The following is a 12,201-nucleotide window of genomic DNA, read 5'->3' as shown; positions in this document are numbered from 1 at the left end:
AAAAATATACACTAAATACCCTAGTCAGCATACCGTAGTTTATAATGTCTTATTTTTATAATTTTAGATAAATCTCTTGGTCATTTTAATAATATTATTGTCTAATAAATTATTTATTTAAATACTCACAGTTTTCATCTCTTTAATTTCTTTGTTATTTAGTTCTGTGTTATTTAATTCTATGCTATTTAATTCTGTGCTATTTAATTCTGTGTTATTTAATTCTATGTTATTTAGTTCTGTGTTATTTAATTCTATGTTATTTAGTTCTGTCTTATTTAGTTCTGTGTTATTTGATTCTGTAATCTCTATTCTTTTAGACAAAGCTAATACTGTATTTTATAACTTATCTCCTTATTAAAAGTAATAACGGATTTCTATAGTCTATCTATTTTATTAAAGTTAATAATAATATTTACAACTTCGCTATTCATATTCATTTGATATTAAATAGATAGGGCTTATCCCTTGATCAAAGCTATATTTGAGAAAGTGCATTTTCTATGTCATCTATCAAGTCTTCTACATCCTCAATTCCAACAGAGAGTCTGATTAAGTTCTCTGTAATTCCACCTTTTTCTAGCTGTTTTTTACTTAGCTGTCTGTGAGTTGTGCTCGCTGGATGAATTACACAGCTCTTTGTATCTGCAACATGAGTAACCAAAGATATTATCTCCAAACTATCTATAAACTTCTTGGCTGCATCTACTCCACCTTTGACTCCAAAGGCAATTATTCCACTACTTCCTCCCTTTAGATACTTTTGAGATAGTTCATAGCTTGGACTGCTTTTTAGACCTGGATATTTTACCCATTCTATTACGTCCTTAGCTTCTAAGTATTTTGCAATCTTTAGGGCATTTTCGCTATGTCTTTCTATTCTTATAGAAAGTGTTTCTATTCCCTGTGTAGTCAAAAATGCATTGAAAGGAGCCATTATAAATCCTATATCTCTAACAAATGTGCATCTAGCCTTGGCTGAATAGGCAGCTTCTCCAAAAGATTCTACAAAGCTAACTCCATGATAACTTTCATCTGGAAGAACTAACTCATCAAACTTACCATTTTTCCAATCAAACTTTCCTGAATCAACCACTACTCCACCCAATGTTCTTGCGTGTCCATCAATATATTTTGTAGTAGAGTGAGTTACTATGTCTGCTCCAAACTCTATAGGTCTACAAAGTATTGGAGTTGCAAATGTATTGTCAATCACCAAAGGAATATCATTTCTATGAGCAAGATCTGCAAATTTTTCTATATCCAATACATCTACTCCTGGATTTCCTATAGTTTCTCCAAATATTAATTTTGTATTTTCATCTATTTCAGACTCTATTTCTTTTTCATCTGCATTTATATCAACAAATTTTACACTTATTCCATATCTACTGATTGTGTGAGTAAATAGACTGACAGTCCCTCCATATAAATTAGATAGTGCCAATATATTATCCCCCTGCTTGCACAAAGTAAGTATGGCAAGGAGATTGGCTGATTGCCCTGAAGATGTAGCTACTGCTGCTATTCCACCCTCAAGATCTGCTATTCTCTCTTCCAATACTGCTACTGTTGGATTTGATATTCTTGAATAAATATGACCCTCTGTTTTTAAATCAAATAAATCACCTAGCTCATCTGCTGTGTTATATTTATATGTTGTTGATTGAACTAGAGGAAATACTCTAGGATCACCATTTTCTGCCTTATAACCTGAATGAATACACTTTGTTGCTGATTTTAATTCCTTTGACATAATACTTACCTCCTAATTTTATCTTTTAATATTTTTTATATTTACCTTTTTCAAATATATTTATGAGGTCTTATCAATTAATAAAAGTGTTTTTTAAATAAAAAAAGTCCTCTTCAACTAATAGTTGAAAAGGACGTTATATACACGTGTTACCACCTTTATTTGTAGAGCCCTCACAGACACCACCTCTTCGGCTACACCAGGTCCACAAATATAAATATTCGAGTACCATCATACCCTAGCGCTATAACAGGCGCACCTGAATGAGTCTAAAAAATTCGACACACCTCCTCTGAGACCATGTTCAATACATTCATTTTCCCTGCTCTCACCAAATACAGGTTCTCTGTAGAAAAATCCAATACCTACTCTTCTCTTCAATGGATTAATATTTCTTTTTCATTTGTTAACTATCTTATAACAATTTATAGATATTGTCAACAGTTAATTCTGATTTTTTTGAAAATAAAGTTATATTCAAGTTTATAGGCAAGCTTTAATCTCCAATATATAATTAAATACTCGACTGATATTTAATACATCATTTATTTATAAATTAAATGCAAGATATCCACAATAAAAAAAGGGAGGGTAATCCCCCTCCCAAAAGTTCTACTTCTTTGCCATATCTATTGATTTTTCTACACAAGCCAACTGACCTTGTATTACTGCATTTCTAAAGCCACAAGATTCTAAAGCTTCTACTGCAGATATAGTTGTTCCACCTGGAGAACAAACCATATCTTTTAATTCTGCAGGGTGCTTTCCTGTCTCAAGAACCATTTTTGCTGCACCGTATACTGACTGTGCTGCAAACTTATATGCCTGTGCTCTTGGCATACCTGTAAGTACTGCAGCATCTGCCATAGCTTCAATAAACATAAATACATAGGCTGGAGAAGACCCACTCACACCAACTACTGAATCCATTAAAGATTCTGATACTACTTCAGCTTTTCCAAAAGAATTAAATATGCCCAAAACATATTGTAAATCCTTATCAGTAATATTTTCATTAGGAGATAGTGCTGACATAGCCTCACCAACTAGGGCTGGAGTGTTTGGCATTACTCTTACAATCTTATTTCCAAAACCAATATGTTCACTTATAGCATCTATTGAAGTTGCTGCTGCTATTGATATTATTATTTTGTCTTCACTAATTACATCTTTTACATCAGATAAAACCTTTCCGATTACATTTGGTTTAACCGCAAATATGATAGCATCTGCAGACTTTACTGCTTCTTTTGAGTCCGTAGTAGTTTCAGTTTTATAATCTTTCTCTACACATTCAAGACAATATTCAAATGGATCTGATACAATTACATTTTCTGCTGATATTAATCCTGAGTTTATAACTCCACCAACTATTGCTCTTCCCATATTTCCTGCGCCTATTACTGCTAATTTATTCATTATTTCCCCCTATTTATCTACATATTAAGGGAGTAACTAACTTCAATACTTTTAACTTAAAATACTTATCCAACTTCAAGCTAGCTACTCACCTTATTATATTTTTTATCTAATTTTATAAATATCTATATAATATTATATTTATATACTATCTTTAAAAGCAACTACTGAAATTAAATATTTATTATTTAATCCTTAAAAAGTTTGCTCTGTTCTGTTTATTATTTCATCCTGCAAAGCTCTGCTTAGATTGTTAAAGTGATCAGAATAACCAGCTACTCTAACAATTAAATCCTTATAATCATCTGGCTTTTTCTGTGCAGCCAATAATACATTTTTGTCAAATACATTAAACTGTATATGGTGTCCATCCATATTAAAGTAAGATCTAACAAGGTTTGCCATATTATCTAATCCCTTTTCTCCAACTACTACTGAAGGAGCAAATCTCTGATTTAGCAAAGTTCCTCCTGTCTTTAGGTGATCCATCTTTGCACATGATTTAATTACGGCTGTTGGACCATTTGTATCTGCTCCCTTTTCAGGAGAGATACCTTCAGATAGAGGCACTCCTGATAGTCTACCATTTGGAGATGCCTGCATTACTTCACCAAAATATACGTGACAAGTAGTAGGAAGCATATTTATTCTATATTTTCCACCTGTTACAGTTGGTCTATTACTAACTGTATTGTAGTAAAGATCAAAGAAACTCTTCATTACTTCATCGGCATAATCATCATCATTACCATATTTTGGAGTTTTATTTTTCACCATATTTAATATTTGTTCATATCCTTCAAAGTTTGCATGCATTGCATCCAAAAGTGTTCCCATATCAAATTTTTTCTTATCAAATACATTGTACTTAATAGCTATAAGTGAATCACTTACAGTACCTGTACCAACACCTTGAATGTATCTAGTATTGTATCTAGCACCGCCTCTTTGATAGTCCATACCCTTTTCTATACAGTCATCTACTATTATAGACATTAAAGGTGCTGGACAATGTTTGGCGTATATATTTTCTATAATCTGATTTCCTCTCATCTTGATGTCTACAAAATGATTTAGTTGCTTAGAAAAAGCATCAAAGAGTTCATCATAAGTCATAAATTCTCTTGGATCACCTGTTTCTATACCAAGCTTTTTGCCAGATACTGGATCTAAACCATTATTTAGAGTTATTTCTAGTATTTTTGGTATATTTAAGTATCCAGTCAAGACATATGCTTCCTTACCAAAGCAACCAGTTTCAACACATCCACTACTTCCACCACATCTAGCATCTTCTAGAGTTTTTCCAGCTTCCATAAGTTCAGATACTATTGCATCCGTATTGTAAAATGCTGGCTGACCCCAACCTTCTCTTGATACTTCACAAGCTCTCTTTAAGAATTTCTTTGGAGTTTTTCTACTGATTTGAACATTTGAACTAGGTTGAAGAAGTTTCATCTCGTCCATAGTATCCAAAATTATATAACTCACTTCATTTACACCATCTTTACCATCTGGAGTAATACCACCAGTATTTATATTCGCAAAGTCAGTATAAGTAGCACTTTCCTTCAATGTAATACCTACCTTTGGTGGTGCTGGCTGATTATTAAACTTTATCCAGAAACATTCCATCAACTCTTTTGCTTTTTCTCTATCCAATATCCCATCTTCTAGATCCTTTTCATAGAAAGGATTCAGATGCTGATCTAATCTTCCTGGGCTAAATGCATCCCATATATTTAGTTCAGTTGTTACACCTATATGGACAAACCAATACATCTGTATTGCTTGGTGGAAAGTTTCTGGCTTATGAGCTGGCACTACATCACAATTGTGAGCTATCAAAAGAAGTTCTTCCTTCCTCTTTGGATCTGTCTCAACTTCAGCCATTTCTCTAGCCTTTTCTGCATACCTTTTCCCAAGAACTATCATTGCATCACAAGCTATAGACATAGCTTCTAGGTCTACTTTTTTATTATAGGCATCTGTATCATTTACAAAATCAAGTCTTGCAATTCTATTTTTGATATCTTCCTTGAACTCAGCAAAACCTTTTTGATAAAATCTATTTCCACCAACTGTATGTCCTGGAGCTCTTTGTTCCATAAACTCGGTAAATAAACCTGATTCATAGCAGTCAAGCCACTCTTGATCAACATTGCTGATAATTCTATTTCTTATCTGTCTACCCTTCCAGAAAGGTATTATCTTTTCTTCTTGGATCTTCATATCCTCTTCTGTAACCTTGAAATTAACAAGATCTCTACCGTTCATTACTTCCATATCCTCAAGAGAATGACAGCACTGATCTGGATATGTAGGCGCACCCTGAGGGCCATCACCCTTTTCTCCAACAATCAACTCTCCGTCATTAATACATAAGGATCTGTTTTCCATATAATATTTAAATGCTTTAGCTCTAAGTATTGGTGTTTCAACACTTCCTTCAAATTTTTGATAGGCTTCTGTCATCAAAATTGCTCTTTCTATACTAATATAAGGCTGTGCTGAAGTGCTTTGTTCCCTTAATTTTTTTGTTCTTTCAAATGATCCCCTACTCATAACTAACCTCCAATTTTAACATTATTAAAATTATTATCTAAAAATAATTTTTTAATCTCTTCTAGTTTTTCATCGCTTGGCTTTCTGAATGTATCACACTTATATTCTTTTTCTAGTTTCTTATATTTATGCTCCATAATATTATGATAAGGCAGTAAGTTTATAGATGAAATCTTAAGTGGTTTCAAAATTTCGATAATTCTTTTTATTTCTATGTTATCCTTATCTATATTTACACCTTCTATTAAAGGTATTCTAATATTAATATTTGCATCTACAGAATTTAGATATTTTAGATTATTTAATATCAAACTATTGGACTTGCCTGTAAACTTCTTATGCAAGTCTTCATCTGCCAGTTTTATATCATATAGAAATCTATCTACAATCGGATATATCTTTTCAAAATTTTCTTGAGCTGCATAGCCACAAGTATCTATAGCTACGTCTATTCCCTTATTATGTAATCCTCGAATCAGCTTTTCTATGTAATCCATATCTTGACACATAACTTCGCCACCCGACAAAGTTACACCTCCGCCTGACTCCTCATAAAACATTGAATCTTTCTCTAGTTCTTTTATAAGTTCAGATGCTTCATATTCATCTCCAACAAGCTCTCTCGACCCTGCTAGGCACCAATCCAAACAAGTTCCACAAAGCTCACATTTGTCATCAAGTCTTACTAGTTTCCCCTCTTTCAAACAAATTGCGTCGTGCTCACACTTTTCTATACATGTATAGCAGTGAGTACACTTTTCTGGATCATACATAAAGTCAACTTTGTAATTTTGACTTTCTGGATTGTGACACCATGTACAATCAAGAGGACACCCCTTGAAAAATACAGTGGTGCGTATACCTGGCCCATCATGTATACTACATTTTTGAATGTTTAATACTAAAGGTTTCACCCAATCACCACCTTAATAAGTATCTATTATTAATAAGTTAATTGCTATAATAGAAATCTTTTCTTTGATTTTATTTTAACATTTTACTTTCATCTTGTCTATATTTCCGCCTGAAATAAGTTAAGTTTTTCACTGAAAAAACAATTTATTAACATTATTTTCTAACTTGTCTTTTATCAAATTCTTATAATAAAAAATTTTTATCTTGATTATTGACTTTTTTTAATTCATTGAAATGTTATTAAGTTAATTAAAATAATTTTTATAATACTCTTATTTCAATTATAAATTTTTAATTTTATTTATATTTTTTTAAAAAAATGATAAAGGAAGCACGGTGAACACTACCGAACTTCCTTTATACTTTATATAAATTTTAGGCAATCTATCAATTTTACTAAATCAAAGTACTACTGATTAATAATATCTTTAACCTTCATAAGTCTTGTAATAGAACTTCTTTCATCCTCTTCTAGTTTCATCCTTATATACACTATTGTTTCTTCTAGCTGAGGAATAGTCATATATTCAAGTGCATTTACCCTTCTTCTTGTACTTTCTATTTCATCAGCCATCAGCTGACAAGCCTTCTCTATTTCAGCAAGTTTCAACAAATCTGGCAATATGTCATATAACTTTTTAACAGCTTCATCAAGTTCTGCAGATGTACCTCCAAATCCATACGGATATATTGCTGATGCATCATCTTCATCACTTCTATTAAATGTCATCACTGGAACGTTGACACTCATCAAGTTCTTTGTCTCTATTTCCAGATCTATACTCTCTTTTGATATGGCTAACGCTTCATCCAACATCTGAGATGAGTTCATACTTCTTGCCAACAAGAAATCTTCAAAAGAGTCTGTAATTTTAGATTCAACTTCTTCTCTTAATTTCTTATTTTCTTTAATCATTGCTATGAACTGTCTCATCAACTCATCTTGCTTATCTTTTAAAAGTTTATGTCCTCTTGTTGAAGTAGAGAGTCTTGCCTTTAATCTCGAAAGCTCCATTCTAGTTGGATTTACATTTAATCTAGCCATATTAATCCACCTGGCTTTCCTCTGGTAAATACTTCTCTATATATTTGTCCTTTATTCTCTTTAGTTCTGCCCTTGGAAGAATCTTTAGTAGATCCCATCCAAGATCAAGAGTTTCAACTATAGTTCTATTACTATTGTAACCTTGAGATACATATAACTTCTCAAATTCATCTGCAAACTTGGCAAATGCCTTGTCTGATTCAGATAAAGCTGACTCACCCAATATTACCTGTAGTTCTTTTGCTTCCTTACCCGCTGCATATGCTGCAAATAGCTGGTTCATTGTATCAGCATGATCTTCTCTTGTCTTACCTTCACCGATACCTTTATCCTTTAGTCTAGATAAGGAAGGTAAAACATCTATCGGAGGCATCAAGTTTTTCTTGTAAAGTTCTCTCGATAGTATAATCTGACCCTCTGTTATATATCCTGTAAGGTCTGGAATTGGATGGGTCTTATCATCTTCTGGCATTGTAAGTATTGGTACCTGAGTGATTGAACCCTTTCTCCCCTTAATTCTACCAGCTCTTTCATAAAGTGTTGAAAGGTCTGTGTATAAATAACCTGGGTAACCTCTTCTTCCTGGAACCTCACGTCTAGCTGCTGAAATCTCACGAAGAGCCTCGCAGTAATTTGTAAGGTCTGTCATAATTACTAGTACGTGCATATCTTTTTCAAAAGCAAGATACTCTGCACAAGTAAGTGCCATTCTAGGTGTTGATATACGCTCTATGGCTGGGTCATTTGCTAGATTCATAAATAGAACCGCTCTGTCTATTGCCCCAGTTTTTTTGAAGTCATCAATAAAGAACTGTGCTTCTTCAAATGTTATACCTATAGCCGCAAATACAACTGCGAACTTTTCATCTGTTCCCAATACCTTAGCCTGTCTAGCTATCTGTGCCGCTAAATTAGCATGTGGTAAACCTGATCCTGAGAATATAGGTAGCTTCTGTCCTCTAACCAATGTATTTAGTCCATCTATTGCAGATACTCCTGTCTGTATAAATTCAGACGGATAATCTCTTGCCACTGGATTTATTGCAATACCATTGATATCTAGCTTTTTCTCTGGAATAAGATCGGGACCTCCATCATTTGGGTTTCCCATTCCATTGAAAACTCTACCTATCATATCTTCTGAAACACCGAGAGTTAGTGGTTTTGCTAAAAATCTTACCTTTGAATCTCTAAGGTTGATACCTGCAGAGCCTTCAAATAGCTGTACCATTGCCTTGTCTCCATTGATTTCAAGAACTCTACCTCTACGGATAGAGCCATCCTGCATCTCTATTTCAACTAGCTCCTCGTATTTTATTCCTTCAACTCCATCTACCATCAAAAGTGGACCGACTATTTCCCTAATTGTTTTGTATTCCTTAATCATCTAGTCCACCTCCTCTACTGTTTATTAATTCATCTATTTGCCTTGTTATTTCTTTTGATACCTTATCTATTTTATCTATATTAGCCTCTTCAGTATACTTGGCTCTTGCTATAGATTCTCTTACCTCTAACTTTAATAGCTCATCTAGATAAATATTTTTATCCAAAGCTCTTAAGGATTCTCTATAATACTTAAGTACTAAATCCAACATTTTATCTTGCTTTTCTAGAGATGTAAATGTATCTACCTCTTGGAAAGCATTTTGTTGCAGATAATCCTCTCTTATAGACTTTGCTACTTCTAGTTTCAACTGGTCTTTTTCAGATAAAGTGTCTCTACCTACCAGTCTAACAATTTCTTGTAGACTTGATTCCTCTTGAAGTAAAGACATAGCCTCTATTCTATTTTCTGGGAATCTAGGTGATACATTGTCCCCCATCCATTCATCTACATCTGACTGATATAGTGAATATGAGTCAAGCCAAGATATTGCTGGGAAATGTCTCTTATATGCTAGATTTGCATTTAGTCCCCAGAAAACTTTTACTATTCTCAGTGTAGCCTGTGATACTGGTTCTGATATATCACCACCTGGAGGTGAGACTGCCCCTATAATTGTAAGGGCCCCTTCTCTATTATCCTTTCCTTTACAAACTACCTTACCTGCTCTTTCGTAAAATTCAGCTGCTCTTGATGAAAGGTAAGCCGGATAACCTTCATCACCTGGCATTTCTTCAAGACGACCTGACATTTCTCTTAGAGCCTCTGCCCATCTAGATGTTGAGTCCGCCATAACCGCTACTGAGTATCCCATATCTCTGAAATATTCTGCAATTGTGATTCCTGTATATATACTAGCTTCACGAGCTGCAACCGGCATATTAGAAGTATTGGCTATTAATACGGTTCTCTTCATCAGTGTTTCACCTGTATGAGGGTCTATCAACTCTGGAAATTCGTTCAAAACATCTGTCATCTCATTTCCACGTTCACCACATCCTACATAGACCACTATCTGAGCATCTGCCCATTTTGCAAGCTGATGCTGGACAACTGTTTTACCTGAACCAAAAGGTCCTGGAACACAGGCTGTTCCTCCTTTTGTAACTGGGAAAAATGTATCTACTACTCTCTGTCCAGTTATAAGTGGTACTCTAGGTGCTATCTTTTCTTTAACTCTTCTGCTTACTCTAACTGGCCATTTTTGCATCATCTGAACAGGAATACTTTCTCCACTTTCAGATTTCAAAACGGCTATATCATCAACAATAGTAAATTCTCCCTCTTCTATACTTTCCAGTACACCACTTTTTTTGTATGGAACCATTACTATATGTTTTACTACCTTAGTTTCCTGAACATAACCTAGTACATCACCCTCTTCTAGCCTATCTCCTACCTTTGCTTCAGGGTGGAAGTACCATTTTTTATCTCTATCTAGAGAAGGAACTTCTATACCTTTTGTTAGAAAATCTCCCGCTATAGCTCTAAACTTTTCAAGAGGTCTTTGTATACCATCAAACATGTTTTCTATAAGACCTGGCCCAAGTTCTACACTTAGCTGCTCTCCTGTTGTTATAACAGGTTCTCCTGGACCGATACCTGCTGTTTCCTCATATACCTGTATTGAAGCTTTGTCATCACGCATTTCTATGATTTCCCCTATCAGCTTTGAGTCCGATACCTTTACCACGTCATATATATTGGCATCTTCCATTCCCTCGGCTACGACAAGCGGACCAGATACTTTTACTATTTTACCTGCCTTCACTAAGCCTCTCCTCCTTATTTATCAGAATTGGCAAATATGTTACTACCTACTGCCTTTTCCACATTTTTATTTATATCATTCATTCCTATACCCAGCGTCCCTTGATTGGAGGGAATTAGTATAATTGCTGGCGTTAGCTTTTTTTTATATCTTTTTATTGTTTCCTCAATATATTGAGCAATATGTTCCGTAACAAATATTAAGCCATATTGTCTAGCTGCCAAATCATCTATTGTATCTCTAGCTTGATCTCCATCAACTACTGGATATACATCTATTCCAATAGATTTGAAAGCTAAAATCGAGTCCTTATCTCCAACTGCTCCTATCTTATACATTAAATATCACCCAGCCTTTCTCTAAGTTTTATAGACGGGATATTATTTAATTTTCCGACTAGTATCAGCCTGACTATTGATATTTCTTTTTCCTTTGCCACAAGATAAGCAAATATTGGTTCTGGACCAAAAGAAATAAATCTTGAATCAGAATTTAATCTTCTTAGATAAATGTCCTTTTCATTGTCTACTACAGATAGGCTTCCAGTTTCTTTATAGCTTTCAGCACTATCAAGTAATGCTCTTCCTATTTTTTCAGATTTTAGAGAAGTAGCTAGCCTATCAAAATTTTCTCTTGATAATTCAATTAGCTTTGCTATAGATATTCCACCACCTTCAAAGAGTATTTCCTTTAAAAAGTTAGGATTTTTTCCCATTTTTATAGCTCTTAACATAGAAGATACATTATAGAAATCTATGCTCCCACTTACATAATCACTAAATAATTCTATCTCTAAAGAATCCGCTATCTCTTTCAAATGTCTAAAATATGCTTTATCCACTGAGATATCAATCATTTGAGGATCAGAAGTTTCACTATATTTTTCTTCAGCATCTCTAAGTGCCTTTATAAACTCACTCTTTGTATCTGTGAAGTGTCCACTCTCAAACTGTAATCTGATCTTTTCTGGATCGTTTTCACTTGAATATATAAATAAATCTTCAAGATTTTTACCAGAAACCTTTTCTTTTACCATTGTCTTTAGATTGTGATAGTCATACTTCAAAGATAGTATTTCTAAAATTCTTTTATCTTGAAGCATTTCCCCACCTAGTCCAAAAGCTCTAGAAGTTTCATTTTTTAGTAGCAATTCATAGTCATCTACGCCTTCAACACCCTCTGTACTCTTTGAATACTCTGAATCTAAAAGTATTTTAAATGCTTCATCTGCGTCTTTTGCATCTATCATTTTATCAAGTTTTCCTTTGTCGAGAAGTCTCTTCTCATAAACCCTCGCCATTACTACACCCTGGGCGTAATCTAATCTATCCATAAACTACCCC

At 33.9% G+C, this 12,201-nt stretch carries 10 protein-coding genes and 1 other annotated feature; all 10 genes read right to left on the bottom strand.

Annotation, left to right across the window (positions count from 1 at the left end; genetic code table 11):
- Positions 1 to 117 precede the first annotated feature (117 nt).
- The 10 genes from UF10_RS07580 to UF10_RS07535 all read right to left on the bottom strand — a co-directional run bounded on the left by UF10_RS07580 (position 118) and on the right by UF10_RS07535 (position 12,191).
- Positions 118 to 324 (bottom strand): pentapeptide repeat-containing protein, encoded by a 207-nt coding sequence (locus UF10_RS07580; RefSeq protein WP_106777193.1) that lies wholly within the window; start codon positions 322 to 324, stop codon positions 118 to 120.
- A 154-nt stretch (positions 325 to 478) separates the two neighbouring features.
- Entirely contained in the window at positions 479 to 1,756 is a 1,278-nt protein-coding gene (locus UF10_RS07575) for an O-acetylhomoserine aminocarboxypropyltransferase/cysteine synthase family protein (protein ID WP_106777192.1), read from the bottom strand.
- A 126-nt stretch (positions 1,757 to 1,882) separates the two neighbouring features.
- Positions 1,883 to 2,146 (bottom strand) — a binding site (T-box leader).
- 222 nt (positions 2,147 to 2,368) lie between these two features.
- Positions 2,369 to 3,175 (bottom strand): pyrroline-5-carboxylate reductase, encoded by an 807-nt coding sequence (gene proC, locus UF10_RS07570; protein ID WP_106777191.1) that lies wholly within the window; start codon positions 3,173 to 3,175, stop codon positions 2,369 to 2,371.
- Between the two features lie 195 nt (positions 3,176 to 3,370).
- A complete protein-coding gene (hypD, locus tag UF10_RS07565; protein WP_106777190.1) occupies positions 3,371 to 5,740 on the bottom strand; it encodes a trans-4-hydroxy-L-proline dehydratase in 2,370 nt (789 codons plus the stop codon).
- Between the two features lie 2 nt (positions 5,741 to 5,742).
- Positions 5,743 to 6,654: a trans-4-hydroxy-L-proline dehydratase activase gene (locus tag UF10_RS07560; RefSeq protein ID WP_106777189.1), complete on the bottom strand. Its 912-nt coding sequence runs from the start codon at positions 6,652 to 6,654 to the stop codon at positions 5,743 to 5,745.
- Between the two features lie 410 nt (positions 6,655 to 7,064).
- Positions 7,065 to 7,700, bottom strand: coding sequence for a V-type ATP synthase subunit D (locus UF10_RS07555; protein ID WP_106777188.1), 636 nt, complete (start codon positions 7,698 to 7,700; stop codon positions 7,065 to 7,067).
- Between the two features lies 1 nt (position 7,701).
- Positions 7,702 to 9,087, bottom strand: a complete 1,386-nt coding sequence (locus UF10_RS07550) for a V-type ATP synthase subunit B (RefSeq protein WP_106777187.1) — start codon at positions 9,085 to 9,087, stop codon at positions 7,702 to 7,704.
- Complete coding sequence (locus UF10_RS07545; protein ID WP_106777186.1) at positions 9,080 to 10,858, bottom strand: V-type ATP synthase subunit A; 1,779 nt, start codon at positions 10,856 to 10,858, stop codon at positions 9,080 to 9,082. Before UF10_RS07545 ends, UF10_RS07550 begins: the two co-directional genes overlap by 8 nt.
- Positions 10,859 to 10,872: 14 nt before the next feature.
- Positions 10,873 to 11,196 carry a V-type ATP synthase subunit F gene (locus tag UF10_RS07540; RefSeq protein ID WP_106777185.1) on the bottom strand — a complete coding sequence of 108 codons (324 nt, stop codon included), beginning with the start codon at positions 11,194 to 11,196 and terminating at the stop codon, positions 10,873 to 10,875.
- The gene (locus UF10_RS07535) at positions 11,196 to 12,191 is read right to left on the bottom strand and encodes a V-type ATP synthase subunit C (protein ID WP_106777184.1); all 996 of its coding nucleotides are present in this window, start codon (positions 12,189 to 12,191) and stop codon (positions 11,196 to 11,198) included. Before UF10_RS07535 ends, UF10_RS07540 begins: the two co-directional genes overlap by 1 nt.
- Between the last annotated feature and the right edge of the window lie 10 nt (positions 12,192 to 12,201).

Source organism: Peptostreptococcus russellii, assembly GCF_003012055.1.
In the GTDB taxonomy this organism is placed as follows: Bacteria; Bacillota; Clostridia; order Peptostreptococcales; family Peptostreptococcaceae; genus Peptostreptococcus; species Peptostreptococcus russellii.
This window is presented reverse-complemented; position numbering and strand designations above follow the sequence as displayed.